The following is a 21120-nucleotide window of genomic DNA, read 5'->3' as shown; positions in this document are numbered from 1 at the left end:
AAACATGAAACCTCTCGATCAGTTCCTCAAACAGATGATGGCGTCGACCAAGCTGGCCAGCGCCAACGACGCCGCCGGCGCAACCAAGATCATCCAGCGTGCCTTGCGCCAAGCTGGGCTGATGGAAGCGCCTGCCGCCGACAGGGAAGCCGCCCAAGATGAGCCATCAAGCTTCGTCGACCTGAACAGCGTTCCAACGTGGTCGGGCGCTGCCTGCACTGGGCGTCCACTGCGCATGGGGCGCCCGCCCGTCGACACCGGATCAACGCCCAACGCACAGGACACTATCGAACACCAAGGCCGCGGCCAGTTCATGAGTGGGGTATTCAGGTGTGCAGCCGGCAGACGCCGCTACAAGCTTTACTTGCCGCCTGGCGCCTCGCTCGCGAACCGCCCCCTGCTCGTGATGTTGCACGGCTGCACCCAGAATGCCGACGACTTCGCGCTGGGAACCTCGATGAATTTATTCGCCGATGACGATGCATGCATCGTGCTCTATCCCGAGCAGGACCGCACTGCCAATCCGTCCGGATGCTGGAACTGGTTCGACGCGGCACAACAGTCGCGCGACGCCGGAGAACCGGCGATACTGGCCGCCATGACGCGCCAGATCATGGCCGACCACGCGGTTGACGAGAGCCGCGTATTCGTCGCGGGCCTTTCCGCCGGCGGCGCGATGGCTGCCATCCTCGGCGCCACCTACCCCGACCTATTTGCCGCCGTTGGCATCCACTCCGGACTGGCCGCTGGCAGCGGCAAGGACATGATTACGGGCCTCCACGCCATGAAGCGTCCAAAGCGCAAATCAAACTTGCGCAAGAGTGTGCCGATCATCGTTTTCCATGGCGACGCCGACGGTGTAGTGCATCCTGAGAACGGCACCATCGTCTTGCGCCAATTCATCGCGGCACAGGACACGGCCCGCGGCTCGGCATTGCAGGAACGCACCGAACATGGCCATACGGCGGGCCGGGCTTATACCAAAACGAGCTGGCGGCACGCAGATGGCGGTTGCATTGCGGAGCATTGGCTCGTCCATGGAGCAGGACACGCGTGGCAGGGAGGCCAGCCGGCCGGCTCGCATACCGATCCAAGCGGGCCATGCGCATCGAAGGAAATGCTGGCGTTCTTCAATGGGGCGCGGAGGCCTGCGACAGAATGTGAGCGCTAAAAGTATGGCAGCCGGATTTGCGTGACCTTATAACGCAAGCTAATATGACTTGGAAGACCGTTGCTCACAACGGTGTTGCAATCCACCTGCGCCACGTCGCCGCCATCTCAATACAACGCTGACGTTAAAGAGCGCCAACGATGTCAAGATCTCGTGGAGGCATCATGCAAGAGGGGCCTTCCATCGGCTCAGAGCGCGAATATCAAGAACGCGGCTTCATCAAAGCAATCATTCGCCGCACCGTGAAGAGCGTTGCTCAAGGGCAAAAATACCATCTTCAAGTGATCTTTTCAGACGGGAGCGCGTATCAGAGCACGCAGCTTGGCAGCGCCGATATCACAATCATTTTCCGCAATCGCGCTGCAGAATGGCGCATGGTGTTGGGTGGAATGTTCGAATTCCTGGAGGCATATTTTGAAGGCGAGATCGATATCATCGGCGAACATGCACTGCGCCGGCTCGTCAATATCGGCTATCGAAAGCCATTCGGACGAGTCGAGCACCCACTAACCTGGATCAAGCGCCAGTCCTTGGAGCGGCGCCAGAACAATCTGAACTTTGCCCAGGCCAAACGCAACGCAACTTTCCATTACGGCCTACCGACGGAATTCTTTCGCCTCGTCCTGGGCGATACCTATGGATATAGCGAAGGATGCTGGGAAAACGACACATCGACGCTGGACGAGGCACAACATAACAACTTTGATGCGATTTGCAAAAAGCTGCGTATCAATCCGGGCGATAGATTGATTGAAGTTGGCCCCGGCTGGGGCTACCTGGCAATGCTCGCGGCAGAGAAATATCGCGCCGACGTCACATGCTATGGGCTTGTTAAGAATCAAAACGATGGCATGCTACAAGTGATGAACAGGCGCGGATTCAACGGCAAGCTGGCGCTGATGGAAAAGGACCACCGCGAACTGTCGGACGAACCGCGCTGTTATGACCGCTTTGTATAGTGGACCCCGAATTTGAGACGGTGGTTTAAGCTGTCGTCCGTGAAAGGATGATAGCGCATGAGTGAAGGCAAAAAACGCAGGGTGCACACGGCGGAGTTCAAGGCCAAGGTCGGCTTGGAAGCGGTACGCGGGGTGAAGACGGTGACGGAGATCGCGCAGGAGTACGGCGTGCATCCGGTGCTGGTCGGCCAGTGGAAAAAGGAGATTCTGGAAAACGCCGGGGCGCTGTTCGACGTGAAGCGCGGCCCCAAGCCGGTCGATGAAAGCAGTCCAGAAGATAAGCTGTATGGCGAGATTGGTCGGCTGAAGATGCAGGTGGATTGGCTCAAAAAAAAGCTCGGGGAATGAGCCCGGCCGAACGGGCGCAATGGATTGACCGAGGCGACGAGGTGCCGTTGGCGGTGCAGTGCGAGTTGGCAGCCGTACCGCGCTCCACGGTCTACCGGCGGCTGGAAGCGGTAGCGCGCCAGCCATTGGTGGACGAGGAGGATGGCCAACTGCGGGCGCTGATCGATGAGGAATACACCAATCGACCATTTTACGGTAGCCGGCGCATGGTGGTGTTTCTGCTGCTGGCCGCAGCATCATCAGCGGCCAGCTTTGCTGTCGGTGCAGCGCTGCCGATATTGGTGGTCTTGCTGGCGCCGCACAATATGCTCATTCCGCTTACTGTCGCCACTTCACTGACCTTTCTGGCCATCTTGGGTGGACTGGCCGCGAAGTTTGGTGGCGCTAATGTTGTAAAAGGAGTAGCCCGTGTGGCGTTCTGGAGCGCGCTTTCAATGGCGGCAACTGTCGGGATCGGCATACAGTTCGGACCTGTAGCATAGAACGGGCCGCGGGCAAAAATGACTCAGATCAAAAAATGGTCCGAGATTCTGGGAACTGCTGCATTCCCTGGTGGACGACCAGGTTGACGCCAACTAGGCTGAAGATGTCGCCCAACCGCATCTGACGCTGATCGCAGCATGTTCCCTGACTAACTCACAGCGCAGCACTTTGACCAGATCAGAGCCACCACGGGCCACCGTTCAAAGGAGCAAATAACATGCGCAAATTATTGATAGTGTTGACGCTGATGGTGCTGACATTCGCGCCGGCAACGGCCCAGAACAGCATCAGCATAGGTTTTAATGTGCCGCAATACCCGGACCTGCAGCGAATTCCCGACTATCCTGTGTATTACGTGCCGCGGCTGCAAGCCAACTACTTCTTTTACGATGGTCTGTATTGGGTCTATGTGCCGCAAGGATGGTACGCCAGCCCCTGGTATGACGGACCTTGGGAATCGGCTTCGTACGACAATGTGCCTCTGGCCTTGTTGCGTATTCCGCTGCGCTATTACGGATCTCCACCAGTGACGTTCCGGACGTGGGGACCGAACGAGCCACCGCGCTGGGATGCTGTGTGGGGTCCGGATTGGGCGCGCCGCCATGAAGAGTGGAGGCGATGGGACCGGCGAGCGGCCCCCGCCCCTGCGCCGCTACCAAGCTACCAGAGGCAGTATACGCGTTCGAATTATCCTGATGAATCCCGGCGCAGGGAATTGGTGCAGCAACATTACGGCTATGCGCCGCGGGATGCGCAAGTACGCCAGCAATGGCAAACAATGATTGGCGACACCTCGAAACGCCCTATGGAAAGACCAAGCTCGCCTGAGCAGTCTCAGGCGCCAACCGCTCGATCGCATGAAGACCGCATCAACGCTCTGCGGCCCTCCGTGCGAGAGCGCTCCCCCACCAAAGGAAGCGAAGCACCTCGGGCTGCTCCCGCACGTCCGCCAGAGCAACCGCAAATACAAGCCCCCCCGCATGCTGTCCCCAATGCGGGTCGGCCGGAGGGCGAGGATCGAGGACGGGATGCTAAACCCAGGGCGGAACATGGCGGTCCGCCTGACAAGGATAATCGCGCCGAAACCAAAGCGGCCAACAAGGCGGAAAAGAAAGCAGAAAAACGAGGCGACCACGATTCGGGAAAGCGTGAGTAGCAATATTCCGTTGAAGCCCCTTGTACGAACGGTCGGGCCGGCATCAGGACTCGCCAACCCAGCAAGGTTGGCGTTCCACATGCCTACAGCCAGTAGCTCAGCAGATCAGCCAACCATTCCCGGGCCCGATCTAACAGGGGGCGTCGCAGCCATTCGCTGAGCGTCACTTCGGTCGAATTACGCAGGTCTTCTTGGAAGGCGCTGTCCATTTCCGCACCGAAACTGTCGCCAATCACGATCACGTTCAATTCGGAGTTATGCAAGAAGCTGCGTTTATCGATATTAGTCGAGCCGACCGTCGACCATACCCCGTCGATCACTGCAGCCTTAGCATGCAGCACAGAATGGTTCAACTCATGGATTCTGACCCCAGCTTCTAAGAGTCGTGTGTAATAGGCTCTGCTAGCCAGTTGGACGATGCCCGCGTCCGATATGCTGGGGAGCACGAGTTGCACTTGCACGCCGCGCTTCGCGCCGGCTATCAGTGCCATCAGGGTTTGGTCATCCGGCACAAAGTAAGCACAGGTAATGTTGATTGTCTTCTTCGATTCCTGGAGCGCCAGCAGGAACGCCTTGTAAATCTCAAAATGGCCATGCGGCTTGCTGGCGAGTACGCGCAGCACCTTATCACCCAAGACAGCCTGTGCCGGAAAGTACTCCGCACTCCTGAGGTCGTCGGCATCCTGTTCCAGCCAGGCTTGAATAAACGCCCACTGCATGGCGGCGACGGCAGGTCCCTCGATCTTCAGATGGGTATCGCGCCAGCCTGAATCGCCTTTGTTTTTTGCACGTTTATCGGCGCGTCCACGAAAAGGCGAGCTATTCGCATAAGTATCGCTGATATTCACCCCGCCAGTGAATGCAACCTTGCCGTCAACGATCAGTAGCTTCCGGTGGTCGCGGTTATTCAACATCCATCCGTTGCCGCGCAGTTTGGCAGGGTTGACTGGATTGAACGCCACCAGGCGAATGCCGCTGGAGCGCATGCGCTCAAAGAACGCCTGCGGTACATTGAGCGTGCCGACACTGTCATAGATCACGTTGACCACGACGCCTTCATGCTGTTTCTGTATCAATAAGTCGGCAAATTGTTCACCCTGCTCATCCTGGTCAAAGACATAGGTTTCGAAGTTGACGCTGTTTGTCGCGGCAGCTATGGACTTGGCCATTTCTGCCATGGTCCGGGGACCGTCGAACAGCAACTGAACTCTGTTGCCGGCAATCAAAGGAACGCCCGTGGCAGCTTCTTCCAGAATGGAAAGTGCTTTGGCATTCAGCGTCGACGTAGACCAACGCTTCTTGAGAAGGACTTCAGAGCCGGGGCCAGGAAAATTGCCTTCTGGATCCCTTACCTTGGCTGCCTGTTCTGCGGCCACTTTGGCGTTAGGCAAGGAAACGTTGGGTAGCGCCCCACAGGCGGCAAGTGCCCCCGTAAGTAACATCGTCAGCCAAAGCCCGATCAGACAGCTTTTCATTGCCCCCTCCGGTCTCTTGAGCGTACCACTTGCCTTCCATCCTGTCGCGTTCTCCGTTCGACTGCGAACTAACAGCCTGTTGCAGCGATTGATGAAGAGGAGCCCTATCGCTAGGCACTGGCTATTTCACTGGCGAGATATACGTTGGTCTTTGCATACGACTGCATCTTCAATTCCAACGGAGGAAATCATGAGCCACATAACGAAGAGCCCGGAACCTGTCCACCATAAGGCAGCCCCCGACAAGACTGGCGACATCAATAAGCAACAGCAGAAGGCGGCCCGCAATGAAGTCGCCGGGCGTCATAAGAACGACGGGCAGCAAGGCCACCGCGGCGCGCGCTTGTGCAGCCGACATTAGCCGGCTTGCTTTCGGAGAAGATCCGCTCCGATGGCAATCAGGTCATTACAATCTGCACCACCACTTTCCCCTTTGCCCTGCCCTTTTCAAGGTACGCAAGTGCCCCCTGTGCCTGTGCAAAGGGAAATACCCTGTCGATCACTGGGGGACGAATGCTGCCGGCCGTCGCCTTGTTGGCCTGCAGACTTGGCGCAAAGGTGATGAGATCGTTTGTCAGGCCGATTACTCGCTCGTTGAAGCGAGCTATGATATTTTGGCTCTTTACTCGCTCCCGCGCCAGGCATTCCATTTGCCTTTTCGGCGTGTCGCCGGCGTCAATCCCATGCTTGGCAATTTCGTTGCGACTACCTGTCAGTATCAGCGCGATGGAACCACAATCACTGTGTCGCCTTCTTTGCCCTTAGGCCCGGTGTCGCCCTGGGCACCAGTGCTGCCTGACGCACCGGTTGCGCCGGTGGCACCCTTGGCACCATCGTAGCCCTGTGCTCCGCTGTCGCCGGTGGCCCCCTTGGCGCCATCGTAGCCCTGTGCTCCGCTTTCGCCGGTCCGGCCAGTGGCACCAGGACGAGCCTCGGCCCCTGTGGCGCCGGTGGCTCCGGTAGGCCCTGGCGTGCCGGCTGGACCGGCCGCTACTTGCACCGCCGGTGGCGTTTCGCGTATGCAGGCGGTCAACGCAAGGGGCGCGATGAGCGCGAACGAAATCAAGGTATGTTTCATGATGAATCCTCCGGTAATGAGTGCATTGCTGCATACGGAACGGCTCGACGGCGCGAGACGGGAGTTCCGCTGCGCGGCGTGAAGAACGAGACGATGGTCAGGCGGCCGGTGCTGCCATCCTGGATGACTCGAACGGGAGAGGGGCTGAGACTGACGGTCTGCACGCAGCGTACGCCTTCATTCCGTCGTTGTCCGTGCGCTCCCATACTGAGCGGCCGAAGTGATGACACTCCCGGCTTGGCTTGGACATGGCGATGCCCCGTATCCCGGTGAGAACCCTTATTTGGTGGGATGGGCAGCGCTCGCCAAGAAATGTACTGTGGTTGTTACCAGATTTGGCGAGCGGATTCAGATGTCATGGCAAAGCCGCTTCGTGCAGCGTTGGCGGACCACAAGTCAACCCAGCGTTTGTAAGCGCTGGTGCTCCCAGTAGTGGCCGTTATCCAAGGTCCATTTTGGTCCGAGGTTGCGTGGGTAGGCGGGTCGATCGGAATGGGGCAATTCGGCGAGCAAACGCACATAAAGAGCCTGTCAGAATTTTAGTGTGAATCTGGGGTCATGAAATAATACCGAAAGGGATTGTCCATGACCGACGTAATGACCACTAAAAAACCAAAAACCAAGAAGCAGTACCCGTTTCCTGTTGAACTGATTGACCAGTTGCTGGCCCAGGTCGAGAACAAGGATGCCGAATCGATTCTCGGGGAGTCAGGCTTGGCCGGCCAGCTCAAAAAGATGCTGGCCGAGCGCATGCTGACAGCCGAATTGACCCACCACCTCGCCACCGAAGGCGACGCCAAGAACCACCGTAACGGCAAGAGCCGCAAAACCGTTTTGGCACCGGGCGGCGAGCTGGAATTGGAGATCCCACGTGACCGTCTTTCCAGCTTTGAGCCAAAGCTCGTCGGCAAGCACCAGCGCCGCATGCCGGGCTTCGATGACCACGTCATCGGCATGTATGCTCGCGGCATGACCGTGCGCGAGATTCAGGCGCATTTGTTGGAACTGTACGGCACCGAAGTGTCGCCAGACCTGATTTCGACCATCACCGACGAGGTCATGGATGAAGTGGCGCAATGGCAGCAGCGGCCGCTGGAGACGATGTACCCGATCGTCTACTTCGATGCACTGCGGCTGAAGATCCGCGATGAAGGCACCGTCAAGAACAAGGCCGTATATTTGGCGCTGGGTATCCGCGCCGATGGCCGCAAGGAAGTGCTGGGACTATGGATCGAACAAACCGAAGGCGCCAAGTTCTGGCTGAAGGTCTTCAACGAGCTGCGCAACCGTGGATTGGAAGACATTCTGATTGCGGTCGTCGATGGCCTGCGCGGCTTCCCTGAAGCGATTGAGGCCGTGTATCCGCAGGCGCAAATCCAGACCTGCATCGTGCACCTGATTCGCAACTCGATGACGCTGGCGTCCTGGAAGGATCGCAAGGAGCTTGCAGCTGCGCTCAAGCCGATCTACCAGGCAGCGAACGCCGACGCGGCAGCAGCGGCGCTAGATGCGTTTGCAGACGGCCCGTGGGGGCAGCGCTTCCCGACCGTGCCGGCGATGTGGCGGCGCCAATGGGAGCAGGTGATTCCGTTCTTCTCGTACCCACCGGAAGTACGTTCGATTATCTACACCACGAATGCCATTGAGAGCCTGCACATGCGGTTGCGGAAGATCGTGAAGAACCGTGGCCACTTCCCGAGCGACGAGGCAGCGACCAAATTGCTGTACCTGGCCTTGCGCAATATCGAAAAAGATTGGAAGATGCCGCAACGGACCTGGAAGATGGCCGCCAACCAGTTTGCCATTCTGTTTGGTGAACGCTTCACCAACGCGATTAACTAACTACGAACCGCGACCCCGGCACACAAAATTCCTGACAGGTCCCACATAAAGTACCCAGTAGCTGTCGCCCGGCACCAACATTTCCCCTTCTTATTGAGCCCCTGTATCCAACAGGTAATTCCGACGTGGTAAGGTGTGGAAACCGCCTAAACCATCGCCGGGCCACTCGTAGCCAAGCCAAAGAATGGAAATGGAGACAACCGTGTCACTTGATAATCAGGAACGCCGCATGAGCGTTCACCTAGCAAGCGTCATTGATGGTGCGCTTGACCTGGCTGAACAGTGTGGATGGCGCTATGCCATCGCCTATCTGATCAGTGAAAAAGTCCCTTCCCCCATTATCCAGCGGCTCCTCTCTGGAGACGGTCACGTCAGGCGCCACTCCACAATGCCCCGAGATAGCGCCCCCTCATGGAAGGGGCGCGACGCCGATAATATGACGAATCTATTCGATTCTCTACGCCAGCGACAGTTGGTCGACGCTTGTGAGCGCAGGGGGGCGCCCTGCGCCTCCCGCGCCAGTGCGAACTGCTCCGAGTACGATTGAAGTGGTGATAGTAATTGGCCCGCGCAACCGTCGCAAACGAACGGCGTACGCGCGGTGTTGCAAACACCAGGCAAAATGCGCGCTGGTGGTAGCAAGCTCTCCGGCTGGATATATTTGGCACCCGCATCGCCATCGCTTCTGCGCTCAGGAAGTCCGCGCGCAAAGCCGGCTTACACTGTTCCGCATTCAGATCATGCCTTCTCTCGAAGCATCGTCACTTCGAGCCCTCTTGTTGCGAGGTCAATGAACATTCATTTCAGCAGTTATGGCTTGGATTAAATAATTACAGCAATCAATCGCGAGCCCGCTAAGATGAAAGTATGTAGAGTCATCCTTCGATGAAGAAGATCCAATGAAAAACCAATGCCCTCTTGCACTGGCAGACCATACCAGCACGATCGATGGCTATTCCTATAGAGTGTCCACGGAAGCAGTGCTTGGTGGGTTTCAGGCAAAGTTGGTTTGGATCAGTGCGCCCAAAGAGCGACAACGCCATCCTGATGAAACCGTACGTACGCCCACGCTTCGCAATGCGCGAGCTGCGATCCTTGAAGCACACGCTCTAGCATTGGAATATATTCTGGCATGGCGTGCTTCAAGTCCTACATAGATACGACGGCTTATTCCGGGGGGGGGGCTCTTGGCCGGGAACGGGCGCCGCCACGACATCATTGCGCGGTCCAGCGAATATCGCGTGCTCTTGCCTGCGCCGGCAACCAATACGCCAGGACGTTCAGCGCCTGTTCTAATCTTAAGCCGGTGGAAATAAACCCTCGATGCTCATGGGCCGTAATTGTAGCTTGCCCTTCCGGGTCAACTTCGCAATTAAAGTTTCCAAAGTCAACTCCGTCACCAAGACAGGCGACAAAGAGTTCCGAACCTGGTTTCAGGTTTTCCTTCGCAAACTTAAGCACTTGATGGACTTCTTCCAACCGCAACGTCAATCGAACACGGGCATTCCCGAAGCTTTCGTACTCAATTCTGTAATGGGCGCCTGGTCTCATATCGATCCATTCACGTTGCTCTTTGTCTGCTCGTGGCCGCACGGGAGCCAATAGCACAGCATAACATTCTTGCCCGCACGAAAAATTCGCGAATTCTCACGCTTCACTCGGAAGCAGTGCACTCAAATCAATAGACGACCGGAGCATAGCAGAACTCCTTACACCATGGACATATTCCAAATGCCATCGCACCTGCGCATTCCCTGGAACAAGGGAAAATTGGTCGGCCAGAACCCGAGTCCAGTTCAATGCGGTAGCATCATGATATCCCGGCCTTAACCGGGAGCGTTAAGGGAGGCTAGCTAATGCGACGCCGCACACTTTTTGGATTGACACTTGCGGTGGCGCTGCCGACAGTGACAAGTGATCCTTTGCGTGAAATCAATATCTCCAATTTAGTCGGAGACGACCCTGCTACTGACAATGCCGAGAGAATTATGCGAGAAGCCTATCGGCGACTCGGCATCACGTTGGTAGTCCACAAGCTACCCGGCGAGCGCACACTGTTATCCAACGCGCAGTACTGAGCCAGCATGAGTTCAACCAGAAGGGCCAGGCTGCGATCGGCGCTGCGCGACCGAGTGGCATGGCCCGGTGTCATCACAAAAGCTCGCTGTTGTGATTACATTTGGCATCCTGCCCCGCAATATCAATGCACCGGACTGAACGAATCCTGAACAGATTCCGGTGCATACGTTGAGGTGCAACTTCCTGAGTTGAAGAAGAACCCTGCAGAAAAGTCCAGGACACGCCGACGATGGTAACCCCTTGCAGTTGGAGTGCAGAGGTCTTCCAATTCAATGCCATTCCAGGGGGCCAGCGCCTTGCCGGAATGCCCCTCACGCCCTGCTGTGCGGAGAACTTTTCCGTACTTTTTCCGTACCAAACAAAAACGGCCAGCGACAAAAGTTCGCAAGCCGTTGATTTGATTGGTCATTTCAAGAGATCAGCACAGGTTTTCCTTCCTGCGACCCCTGCACATTACAAACTCTTGAATTGACGCTGTAAGTGCTTGATTTCATGTGCATTTTGGTGGGAAGTGCAAGTTTCGAACTTGCGACCCCTGCAGTGTGAACGCTCAGATGAGAGTCAGTACGAGCTGTCTTGAGACCCCTCTCATAGGAGAAGCGCGCATCTGGCGTCTCCCAACAGATCCCAGAATTTCCGACTGTACTCCGTACCCACTCCGTACTCACCTCCCAAACATTCTTTTGCGTCAGCAAGAAATACCGGATTGGCCGTCTTTTCGAATAGTGCTATTTTAAGGCTTTGCACTGTAGGTATGCATTATGGGTGAGAGGATCGACACTGTCTCTGGCCGTGATCGACTGAAGCCACGACGCGAACCATACTGGCATAGATTGAACCGCGGCTTGCACGTTGGCTTCCGAAAAATGACGTCCGACTCTGCCGGCACTTGGCAAGTTCGCGTGCTCGAAAATGGCGAGAAACGCGAAGTGTCGCTAGGACGGCTCGAAGAGTTTCGGCCAAGCGACAGATTCGCCCAAGCGGTCCTTGCCGCACAGGCAGCAATAGTTCAAGAGCATCCAGCGTCCTCACCTCCCCCGCCAATCATCGATATTGGGGCTCCCGATGGGGCCTCGCCACCCACGGACATTTCACCTCCCTATACCGTTAATGACGCCTGTTTGGATTATGTTAAACGTACACTGGAGGTCCGTGGCGCCGACGCGGCCGAAGACCTCAAAGACCGCTACCGCAGGTGGATCTCAGGCAGTGACATTGAAACCGTACCACTGACTGAACTGACACGCGAACAAGTCAAGGCGTTCCGGCAACAACTGAGCGCGAAGCCGGCGCGCACCGACTATTCTGGCGGCACCCGGCCAAGGGCAAAGAGCACGGTCAACCGTGATCTCGCGGCAATTCGCGCAGCGCTCAACTTTTCACTGGCAGAAGGATATGTCGCAACGGACGTCGCATGGAAAGTCGCCTTGAAGGCAATAGGAAATGCGACGCAACGCCGGCGGCTGTATCTCGATAGGGAGCAGAGGCGCGCACTGGTGCAGGCGGCTGGCCTGGACATCGCGTTGTTTTTGAAATGCATGGCGATGTTACCATTGCGCCCTGGAGCGATGGCCGCTCTGAATGTAGATGACTATGTCGTGCGCCTCCGCTCTCTCATTATTGGAAAAGATAAAGGCGGACACAGCCGCATAATTACGTTACCGTCAGAAATCGAACCAATCTTGCTGACCGCCATCGGGACCAAAAAACAAAACGAGCCTCTCTTTTCAAGGCAGGACGGAGTGAGATGGTCGAGGGATTCTTGGAAAAAACCGATCAAGGAGGCAGCAAGAAAGGCGGACCTGCCAGAGAGCACCACTGCATATACGATACGCCACAGCGTTATCACGGATCTTGTACACGGCGGGCTTGATTTGCTAACTGTCGCACAAATAAGTGGTACTTCTGTCGCGATGATTGAGAAACATTATGGACACTTGAGGGGAGACATTGCCATGAGCGCGCTGGCGCGGCTAGCGTTGTAGCATATAGAGCTAGTTCCATTTCAACTACTGCGCCGGATCACTCGTGCCTCCCACATGACGACAGGCGTTGAGCCCCACCTCCCACTTGCACGTCGTGCGCCGGCCGTCTCGCGCGAACTGGCCATGGGTACAGCGGAAACGAAAAGCCTGTTCTTTCCAAGCCAAGTCGGCAAGCCACACAGTGGCATGACCGACGACATGCTGTTGCGACGGCTGGACCTGGCCTACACCATGCACGACTTTCGCTCGACCGTCAGGGACTGGGCGGCGGAGCAAACCGCTTTTCCAGCCGAAGTCCGTGAGGCCGCACGGGCACATACAGTACGTGACGCCACCGAAGCCGCTTACTTTCGCAGCGACCTATACGAGAAGCGCCGCGATTTATGGACGCTTGGGCAGCCTATTGCCAACGAAAAGTCAACGCTAACGCTCTCCCCGGCACGTAAATGAATGGCAATCTCCTAGAAGCCCTAGCTAAGTGACTAACCTCCCCGCGCTCACGCGATCAGCGTCTTTGCGCCGCTAGGCGCAGGCGCTGGTTAGATTCAATCGTTTAATGGACCTGCAATGGCGTGCAATGAAATAGTGGCCGACCGCTCGTCCGCTCCTGGCCGTTAGCCATCAGACTCAAAAGAATACAAAGTACAGAACTGGTGCGGCAACTTCAACAGCGCCACAAGCTAAAGCTATTAGGTGCCAGCGTTTGGGCAACAGATGATACCGTACTCGCTTATATCCAAAATACACAGCGCCAATGCCAAAGCTCAGTAAAGCAAGTCCGTATGAAAATGCTGACATCACCGCTAGGCCGATTGCATCCCCGGTTAGTGGGTGCCCTGCGTTTCGTGCCGCCGTCAACTGAAGAAATAGAACTATGAAAGCTAATAATGGAAGCCCGCCCAAAACAGCGCAACTTGCTACAACGTTAGGTATCTTTCCCGTCAATGTTTGCATACGAACCGCGCCCTGTAGTGTCTGTTTTTGGCCGACTACCGCCGGGAACCCTTGGAGCGCCATTCATCAATTCCGCGCTGTACCTCAGCTGCTTCATGGAGCGTTGATGCAAGCTCACTTTCGGCAGTAGATCCAGGGTTCTCCATAATGTGATGGAACTTTTGAGCGAGACTCGCTGCGCGCTTAGCAAGCTCAGGAGGCGCATCGGTGGCCAGCTCAGTGTCAGTCAATTTACCCGCTGATCCGCAAATTCGATGGAATGAATAAATGAATCGTCCGATTCGTTCGTAGTCCAAATTATCATTGGAAGCGGATTGTCCTCGCACGTCTCGTCTCCTTTTGGCCGACCACTGTCAGTTGGCGCCTGCGCCAAGACGCTCAGCAATCGCTCGCTTTCCGATACCACGCAAAGCAAAGATCGCCTGCTGAAATTTCCTGCGCGGGATGGCCTCTCCGTCTTCCCACTTACGGACAGACTGGTCGGACGCCCCGATGAGCCGCCCCAATTCTGCGTGTGAGAGCCCCAAACGACTCCGCATCGTAGCGAACCCTCTGGCGGTGAAGCGTTGCCTCGATTTTTGCTGCACTTCAGATGATTTTTCAGCCGGATGGAGTGCTTGCTTTGCTAGGGCTCGTATCTGCCTTTTGAGCGCGCCAACCTCTTCGCGAAGAACCGCCACCTGGGCCTTGGATTGAGCTGCCGATTTCTTTAGCGGTTCCAACTGCGCCCTCAATTCTTTGCGGGCGAGTCGGGAGATTTCGGTTTTCAGCGCATGTGCGAGATCCGTCATTTCACTCCTTCAAACGTTGGTTTGGCGGCATTCACAGCCGGGATGTTTTAAACTGTATGCAAGTCTAGCCGTACGCAAGTACCACGTCACCAACGGCTTGCCCTAGCAGGCTGCTGAAATACCACTCGGCTGGAATCGGTCGTGGCGCGTGATTCCGGGTGCTGGTCGATTAATTAATTTCATAAGATGGGATTTTCGGAAGAAAATTCCATCGTTTCCCCAGTTTGCACGAGGTTTTCCACCGATTTTCCATCATGCTGCCGCCGCGGGACGGACTTGTCCCAAGGAGCGCATGCGCACCAGGTTGTATGCGGCCATGGTCAGCACGAACATCTGGTCGACTTTCTTCAAGCCACGCACCATCACCTGGCGCATGCCGCCGACGGACTTGGCCCAACCGAAGCCTTGTTCGATGAGTTTTCGTTTTTGCTGCGAGATCGCGTAGCCATCGCTCTGTGCAATCGACTCGGGCACCGCCGAGTTGCGGCCGGACTTGTTCTGCGCCACATGGGGCGTGACGTTCATGGCCTGGCAAGCTTGCACGAATTCCGCGGCATCGTAGCCCTTGTCCGCGCCCAGCGTGATCTCGCGCTTTGGATCAACCAGCGCCTGACGCGCATCGCCGATCATGGCCTTGGCTGCTTCCCGTTCGGCATAACCATCGGCCATTGTGACCATCGCATTGGCGATCAGGCCGTGGCGGTTGTCGCTGAGGGTATGGCCGATATAGCGCAGCTCACTACCGGTGTTGTTGCCCTTGCGGTATAGGCGGGAGTCGGGATCGGTTTTGGACTGGTGGGTATCGTTGCTGCGCTTCTCGCCTTTGAAATCGCCGCCGTCGCCGTTGCCTTGGCCATCGTCCTCCTTGCGCACAAAGCTTTTGTGGCCGGCCCAGGCTTGAATCAGGGTACCGTCCACGCTGAAATGCTCACACGAAAGCCACGCCTCTTTTTCTGCGATGACCAGCACTTCGTTGAAGAATTCGATGACGGCATCATGCTTGATCAGGCGTTCGCGGTTTTTGGTGAAGACAGTCGGCACCCAAACGGTATCGTCCATCGACAGGCCGACAAACCAACGGAACAGCAGATTGTATTGGACCTGCTCCATCAACTGGCGCTCCGAACGGATGCTGTACAGCACTTGCAGCAACATCGCGCGCAGTAGCTTTTCGGGAGCGATACTCGGACGACCGCCCTTCATGTCGGCCTCGTACATCTTAGCGAACAAGTCGTCCATCTTTTCCAGCGCTGTATTGGCCATCTTGCGAATGACACGCAGCGGGTGGTCTGCCGGAATAAAGTCCTCCAGCTTGCGCATCGTGAACAGGCTTTCGGTAAAGGTATCGGCGCCGCGCATTGATTTCCAGGTCGGGAATGGGGGCGTCAGGATAACATTGGACGGGCCGCCTCGGGCGCGGTGCCGAGGCGGTATTTCAGCAGCCTGCTAGGGCCTATGCCTGGTCAGGTCTGCTGACGCATCCCAATGATAGATGAACGGTTTAATCCCACGAGCACGAATCTCTTTGGCTGCGGCGGCCGTCCCTAAGCCATAAATGTGCAACTCGTTAGCCCCCATTGCAACCGCTTTCTCCAATGCGAGCCGGCACGAAGCGATCTTCGAATGCGTTTTTACCACGCCATTTCGGAACTTCTCTAGTGCAGCCATGACCTCTGGAGCTATCGACTTCTCGACAAGCCAATAGCCATCATGATCCAAGAGAAGGGTGAATTCTGCCTTCAGTGTGATCGCCATCAGTGTGGCAATTCTTCCGCCTGGCACACTTGCGCGCCGGCCTTGAGAAACGATTCAGCCAGTGCCGGAGGAATAGCATACCATCGGCTTCCTTCTATCTTTGCCCACAGCGACTGCTGCTTGTTTTCCTGCTCCTCGACCAATGTCGAAACATCACTCACAATCATTTCTATCCAAACTTAAAGACAGTACTCGTCCCCTGGCTCACGTATTGGCAGTAGAGTCCCATCGAAACAGTTCACACTGGGGCATTATGTGGGACACATGTAAGGCGGCCAAGCGCATCATACGCAAATGTGCTGGGGCCCCGGTGCGAGTGGCGTTCCTCGGCAAGTTCACTGGCGATATCGTACGCTCACTCGTTACGAACCGTCGGCGCCAGCACCACGTCATGGCCAAATTGATCCCAACGCTTGTGGCCCATGCGGTCGTGCCGAAAGCGGAGCACAAGCGCATCTTGGCTTCAGAATGGCATCACTGCGAAAGGCTCCCGAGGTCATCCTTTCCTCACCGCTTAAAGGTGTCAAACTCACGGTAATAGTCGACTTGGGCAATGAATTCTTTTGCGCCTTCCGTGTTCCAATCAATAGACTTCGCAATATGAGCAAGTACATTAACTAGCATCCACTCCTTCAAGTTCTTATCTTTCAAAGCAAGTGGTAGCTCAACACCATCATCGTCCTCATAGACTTCATCGTCCTCCAGACTTTGCATGTAATCCCATGGCAAATAGTAAAAATCGGCCTTTTCCGGACTTGACAGCCAAACCTGCATATCCGTATGAATCCATGCTTCCTGTTGCAGCTTCTTTAAGCCTGCAACCAAATCCGAAATAGATTTGAAGTACTCCATAACCTTATCCTTTTCAAAAATGCGAAGTCATCGACACTTACTGCCACCACCCCACGTATTTCGACCTCCTCTACCTGTTGGGTGATAGTCTTTATGTCTCGCGTTGTGGTCAGCTTGATCGACGAGTTGTAATAATCCGCCAACTTTTTCATGGTGATGCCACGTTAAATCAGGCGGAGCGGTTCTCGGGAAGGCCCCTCGCCTGCCTGGTGAAACCTTATCAAAAGTTCCGGGATATTTTGCCTCAATGGCAGCCTTAAATTGAGGATCATTTTTCATCTGATAGTAAAGCTGCCTGTTCGCCTCTTGGAAATGCCGACCATCGGACATGCGATACATGTCTGACGGCAGTTTAGCTTCGCCATGGACGTCATAAACGCCGTGGCTGTTCCATCCCCATGGATCAATCCACGAAATCGGATTCGGTGCATATTGATACAGGTTAAGCCCACCGGCAAGTCCGATCGGATCGGGCGTGGTGAAATGTCCGATATCCGGATCGTAATACCGGAAGGTGTTGTAATGGAGCCCGCACTCCCTGTCCAGGTATTGCCCCTGGAGGCGTAGGTTCTGCGGCAGCGGTTGCTCGTGCAGCGCTTGCGCATCTGTGGTCCCGGCAGTCCAGCTTTCGGCAACCGTGTTGCCCCACACTGTGTACTGCGCGCGCCACGCAAGCTCTCCAGACGCTGCGGTCAGTTCCTCCGGCAAACCTGAAACATCGCAATGGAAATAATACGTTGACGCCTTCCTGTTTGCGTGAGTCGCGCCGCCTTCAGCCAACACTTTGCCGCCAGCCGCACTGTCGATCCGGGCGACAGGTACGTAACTGTTCGCTTCATAGAGGTAGGTAGCCGCTTGCGTTCCCCGCAGCTCCTGCAACAGGCGCATGCCACTCCACAGGAATAGCGTGGTACCGAACTCATCGTGCTTGCGAATGCGGCGTCCCAGCGCATCATAGTCGAAGCGAACCTGCTGCGTTACGCCATTGCGACGCGTCTCGACCTCAGTGAGCCGGTGCTCGCCGTCATAACTGAATCGTTGCTCGGTGTGCGCGCCTGTACGCTTGGATTCAAGTCGGCCGTGCACGTCGTATTCAAAACGCCGGTCCTGGAAAACGAGGATACGGTTGTGCCGAACATAGCCGCCTGGCTGAACGGAGTCAACCAAGTTGGCCGCAGCGTCCCAATGGAACATCTCGCGCTGCGCGTTCTGGTCCGCGTAGCAGATCCTTCCCAATGGATCGTACGTGTGGGAGGTCCGTCCATTGAGCGAATGATCTTTCCGAACCATCTCGCCCGCCAGATCATAAGCCCATTCCTTAGCCAGCAAAGCAAGGCCATCGCGCATGGACTGGGCGCGGGTACGCCTTCCCATGCCGTCGTAATTGAATATGGTACTCAGCGCGCCCTGGCTGCGTCCGACTTCGCGGTGTAAGTCGTCGCGCTCAAGATCGCAAATGAGCTCACCATCCAGATTGATCTGGTGGACATGTCCAGAGCCGTAGTAAAGTGACTGGATGACCCGTCCGTCAGGCAGTGTCGTACTAAGACGGTTGCCGAGTTCGTCGTAGCTATGCGAAAGTTTGCCCATATGGCCGGTTTCGCTGAGCAGCTCGCCGCGCTTGCTGTAGGCAAAGGTGTTGGCGCCGACTGAATTTTGACCCACCCTGCCGATTGAATTTTGACCCAGGGCGGGACGCTGCTTTGGGAGCCGGCGTCTGTGGATAAGTGTACCAAAGACAGGGGGGATTCGCGGTGGGCGCAGCCCGCCGTGAATCCCCCCTTAGTCAGTTCAATAGTTAATTAACGGAGTAAACGATTTATATCGTTATACATCCTGTCTTCAAAGCTACACCGGAAAGTCCGCCTTCCCGGCCTTCTGTTTTTGCTCCCGCGCCTTGATCCGCCCCTTGGCCGCCATACTGCTGTGCTGGAAGCGGTAGGAGTCGTTGCCAGTCTCCACGATGTGGCAGTGGTGCGTCAGCCGGTCTAGCAGCGCCGTGGTCATCTTAGCGTCGCCGAACACGGCGGACCATTCAGCAAAGCTCAGATTCGTCGTGATGGCCACGCTGGTATGTTCGTACAGCTTCGAGAGCAGGTGGAACAGCAGCGCGCCGCCGGCCTGGCTGAACGGCAGATACCCCAGTTCGTCGAGGATGACCAGGTCGATCCGCATCAACGACTGTGTCAGCCGACCGGCCTTGCCTTCCCGCTTCTCGCGCTCCAACGCATTGACCAGATCGACCGTCGAGTAGAAGCGCACCCGCTTGCCCATTGAGGCAATGCCCGCCACCGCGATGGCCGTCGCCAAATGCGTCTTGCCGGTGCCGGGGCCACCGATGAACACTGCGTTCTGCGCCGTATCGGTGAAGGCCAGCGTGGCCAGTTGCCGCACCAGGGCCTCATCGACCCTGGATGCCGCGAAGTCGAAGCCGGCCAAGTCGCGGTGCACGGGGAATTTGGCGGCGTTCATCTGATGGTTCACCGAACGCATGGCGCGGTCCGTGTGCTCGGCGCGCAGCAGGTGCTCAATCAGCCATTTGGACGACGACACGGCGTGCTCTCCTTGCGCCACCAGATCGGTCCAAGCGTCGGCCATGCCGTGCAGGCGCAGGCCCTTCAATTCCTTGATCAGGTCACGCATGGTTCACCTCCGCGCTGCTGCCAGCCGTCTCGCGCAGGCTGTCATAGCGGCTGGTGTTGGCTACCGGCGCCTCCTTCAATACCAGGCTGGTCTCGGCATGTGCCGGCGGCGGGGCGGCACTCAGGCGGGCCAGCACATTCTCGACGTGCTCGACACTGAGCACGCCGGACTCGATCACCAGCTCCACCGCCACCAGCACTGCCGGCAGGCCGGCGCCGGGCACGGCCGCCAGCACCTGCGCCATGAGCCGGTCGCCGCCGGCGTGGCGCAGCAAGCCTTGCCGCAGCCGCTGCAGCGGCGCGGGCATGTCGGCAAAGGGGGCGCCGTTGCGCAACGCACCGGGCTTGCGCTGCACTAGCGGGATGTAGTGCTGCCAGTCGTAGCACACCTGCTTGCGATCGACGATGCGTTCATGGGTGGCGACCAGCGCATCGCCGGCCACCACGCACACGCGGGTCGGGTACAGCCTTGTGCTCACCATCTGCCCGGCCAGCTCGCACGGCACTGAATAACGGTTGCGGTGCACGGTGACCAGGCAGGTGGACGACACCCGCGCCGCCTTTTCCACGTAGCCGTCGAACGGCGTGGGCATGGGCATCAGGTGGGCCTGCTCCTGTTCCAGCATGTCGGCCACGCTCAGCGCCTCGTACTCCGGGTGCTGCAATTCTCCCCACAGCGTCCGGCAGCGCTCTCCGAGCCAAGCGTTCAATTCAGCGAGGGAAGCGAACTGGCGGTCTTGGGCTTCGATCCAGATCCGGCGCCGGCTATCCTGCACGTTCTTCTCCACTACGCCCTTTTCCCAGCCTGAGGCCACGTTGCAGAAATCGGGCTCAAACAGGTAGTGCGCGCACATGACGGTGAAGCGCGTGTTGACCACGCGGCCCTTGCCTTTCTGGACCTTGTCGACCGCCGTCTTCATGTTGTCGTAGATGCCGCGCCGGGCCACGCCGCCCAGCGCTGTGAACGAGCGGGTGTGGGCGTCGAAGAGCATCTCGTGTCCCTGACTGGGGTAGGCCACCAGCCAGAAGGCGCGGCTGGCGCACAGCTTCATGTGCGACACCTGCAGACGCCGGTAGATGCCGCCGACCACCATGCCTTCCTCGCTCCAGTCGAACTGAAACGCTTCGCCCAGCTCGAAGCTGAGCGGGACGAAAGCCTCTGCCGCCTTGCCTTCGCGGCCACGCCATTCCCGGATGAAGTCGGTAACCCGGCTGTAACTGCCGACGTAGCCTTCGGCCCTGAGTTGGGCGAACAGCGCTTTCCCGGTACGCCGGTTCTGCTTGTTGCGGTGGGTGTCAGCTTTGAGCGCCTGCTCCAGTGTGGCGTGGAACTCGCTCAGCTTGGTGGGTGCCGATTCTCGCCGATAGCGCGGCGGTGGCGCGTCTTCCGGCTTGCGTAGCCATTTGCGCAGCGTGTTGCGGGACAGGCCCGTGCGCTTCGCGATCTCGTGCAGCGACAGCTTGTCGCGCAGGTACATCCGTCGAACTTTACCTAACATTTCCATGGTGATCACCTTATTATCTCCTGCCCAAAAAATAGGCGGGAGTAG

General features: G+C 57.1%; 19 protein-coding genes and 2 pseudogenes. 8 read left to right on the top strand and 13 right to left on the bottom strand.

The genetic code is table 11. The features are described from left to right. The first annotated feature begins 4 nt into the window (after positions 1 to 4). From ACWBU6_RS14900 to ACWBU6_RS14885, 4 genes and pseudogenes are all read left to right on the top strand, one after another. A complete protein-coding gene (locus tag ACWBU6_RS14900) occupies positions 5 to 1171 on the top strand; it encodes an extracellular catalytic domain type 1 short-chain-length polyhydroxyalkanoate depolymerase (RefSeq protein ID WP_452644098.1) in 1167 nt (388 codons plus the stop codon). Positions 1172 to 1335: 164 nt separating this feature from the next. Next, positions 1336 to 2130 (top strand): class I SAM-dependent methyltransferase, encoded by a 795-nt coding sequence (locus ACWBU6_RS14895; RefSeq protein ID WP_452644096.1) that lies wholly within the window; start codon positions 1336 to 1338, stop codon positions 2128 to 2130. A 57-nt stretch (positions 2131 to 2187) separates the two neighbouring features. Beyond that, a pseudogene (locus tag ACWBU6_RS14890) lies at positions 2188 to 2960 on the top strand (VIT1/CCC1 transporter family protein). A gap of 218 nt (positions 2961 to 3178) precedes the next feature. Further along, complete coding sequence (locus ACWBU6_RS14885; protein WP_452644094.1) at positions 3179 to 4117, top strand: hypothetical protein; 939 nt, start codon at positions 3179 to 3181, stop codon at positions 4115 to 4117. A gap of 83 nt (positions 4118 to 4200) precedes the next feature. Here the strand turns inward: ACWBU6_RS14885 and cls are convergent, their stop codons facing one another. After that, positions 4201 to 5592: a cardiolipin synthase gene (gene cls, locus ACWBU6_RS14880; RefSeq protein WP_452644092.1), complete on the bottom strand. Its 1392-nt coding sequence runs from the start codon at positions 5590 to 5592 to the stop codon at positions 4201 to 4203. A gap of 190 nt (positions 5593 to 5782) precedes the next feature. Here cls and ACWBU6_RS14875 point away from each other — a divergent pair, with 190 nt between their 5' ends. Next, positions 5783 to 5953, top strand: a complete 171-nt coding sequence (locus ACWBU6_RS14875; protein WP_452644090.1) for a hypothetical protein — start codon at positions 5783 to 5785, stop codon at positions 5951 to 5953. A 37-nt stretch (positions 5954 to 5990) separates the two neighbouring features. On the opposite strand, the pseudogene ACWBU6_RS14870 reads toward ACWBU6_RS14875, so the two are convergent. Continuing rightward, positions 5991 to 6116, bottom strand: a pseudogene (locus ACWBU6_RS14870) (zinc-binding dehydrogenase); the annotation flags it as partial. A gap of 194 nt (positions 6117 to 6310) precedes the next feature. Then, entirely contained in the window at positions 6311 to 6670 is a 360-nt protein-coding gene (locus ACWBU6_RS14865) for a collagen-like protein (RefSeq protein WP_452644088.1), read from the bottom strand. Positions 6671 to 7255: 585 nt separating this feature from the next. Between ACWBU6_RS14865 and ACWBU6_RS14860 the strand changes: the two genes are divergently transcribed. Then, positions 7256 to 8512 (top strand): IS256 family transposase, encoded by a 1257-nt coding sequence (locus ACWBU6_RS14860; protein WP_452644086.1) that lies wholly within the window; start codon positions 7256 to 7258, stop codon positions 8510 to 8512. A 1215-nt stretch (positions 8513 to 9727) separates the two neighbouring features. Here ACWBU6_RS14860 and ACWBU6_RS14855 read toward each other — a convergent pair. After that, positions 9728 to 10063, bottom strand: a complete 336-nt coding sequence (locus ACWBU6_RS14855; RefSeq protein WP_452644084.1) for a hypothetical protein — start codon at positions 10061 to 10063, stop codon at positions 9728 to 9730. A gap of 649 nt (positions 10064 to 10712) precedes the next feature. Then, a complete protein-coding gene (locus tag ACWBU6_RS14850) occupies positions 10713 to 11000 on the bottom strand; it encodes a hypothetical protein (protein ID WP_452644082.1) in 288 nt (95 codons plus the stop codon). Positions 11001 to 11457: 457 nt separating this feature from the next. Here ACWBU6_RS14850 and ACWBU6_RS14845 point away from each other — a divergent pair, with 457 nt between their 5' ends. Both ACWBU6_RS14845 and ACWBU6_RS14840 read left to right on the top strand, forming a co-directional pair. Then, positions 11458 to 12576, top strand: coding sequence for a tyrosine-type recombinase/integrase (locus ACWBU6_RS14845; RefSeq protein WP_452644080.1), 1119 nt, complete (start codon positions 11458 to 11460; stop codon positions 12574 to 12576). Positions 12577 to 12699: 123 nt separating this feature from the next. Further along, positions 12700 to 13026 carry a hypothetical protein gene (locus tag ACWBU6_RS14840; RefSeq protein ID WP_452644078.1) on the top strand — a complete coding sequence of 109 codons (327 nt, stop codon included), beginning with the start codon at positions 12700 to 12702 and terminating at the stop codon, positions 13024 to 13026. Between the two features lie 857 nt (positions 13027 to 13883). Here the strand turns inward: ACWBU6_RS14840 and ACWBU6_RS14835 are convergent. From ACWBU6_RS14835 to istA, 8 genes are all read right to left on the bottom strand, one after another. After that, positions 13884 to 14321, bottom strand: a complete 438-nt coding sequence (locus ACWBU6_RS14835) for a hypothetical protein (RefSeq protein WP_452644076.1) — start codon at positions 14319 to 14321, stop codon at positions 13884 to 13886. 252 nt (positions 14322 to 14573) lie between these two features. Continuing rightward, on the bottom strand, positions 14574 to 15680 hold the full coding sequence (locus tag ACWBU6_RS14830) for an IS5 family transposase (RefSeq protein ID WP_452644074.1): 1107 nt from the start codon (positions 15678 to 15680) through the stop codon (positions 14574 to 14576). Between the two features lie 87 nt (positions 15681 to 15767). Next, positions 15768 to 16076, bottom strand: a complete 309-nt coding sequence (locus ACWBU6_RS14825) for a hypothetical protein (RefSeq protein ID WP_452644072.1) — start codon at positions 16074 to 16076, stop codon at positions 15768 to 15770. Continuing rightward, positions 16076 to 16243 carry a hypothetical protein gene (locus tag ACWBU6_RS14820; protein WP_452644070.1) on the bottom strand — a complete coding sequence of 56 codons (168 nt, stop codon included), beginning with the start codon at positions 16241 to 16243 and terminating at the stop codon, positions 16076 to 16078. Before ACWBU6_RS14820 ends, ACWBU6_RS14825 begins: the two co-directional genes overlap by 1 nt. A 340-nt stretch (positions 16244 to 16583) precedes the next feature. Next, positions 16584 to 16928: a hypothetical protein gene (locus ACWBU6_RS14815; protein ID WP_452644068.1), complete on the bottom strand. Its 345-nt coding sequence runs from the start codon at positions 16926 to 16928 to the stop codon at positions 16584 to 16586. 27 nt (positions 16929 to 16955) lie between these two features. After that, on the bottom strand, positions 16956 to 18593 hold the full coding sequence (locus ACWBU6_RS14810) for an RHS repeat-associated core domain-containing protein (RefSeq protein ID WP_452644066.1): 1638 nt from the start codon (positions 18591 to 18593) through the stop codon (positions 16956 to 16958). A 183-nt stretch (positions 18594 to 18776) separates the two neighbouring features. Beyond that, positions 18777 to 19571 carry an IS21-like element helper ATPase IstB gene (gene istB / locus ACWBU6_RS14805; RefSeq protein ID WP_452644064.1) on the bottom strand — a complete coding sequence of 265 codons (795 nt, stop codon included), beginning with the start codon at positions 19569 to 19571 and terminating at the stop codon, positions 18777 to 18779. After that, a complete protein-coding gene (istA, locus tag ACWBU6_RS14800; RefSeq protein WP_452644063.1) occupies positions 19564 to 21075 on the bottom strand; it encodes an IS21 family transposase in 1512 nt (503 codons plus the stop codon). The genes istB and istA overlap by 8 nt, the downstream gene beginning before the upstream one ends. Between the last annotated feature and the right edge of the window lie 45 nt (positions 21076 to 21120).

Source organism: Pseudoduganella sp. HUAS MS19 (genome assembly GCF_053615455.1).
The sequence above is the reverse complement of the archived record's forward strand: the minus strand, read 5'-3'. Positions and strand labels throughout refer to the sequence as shown.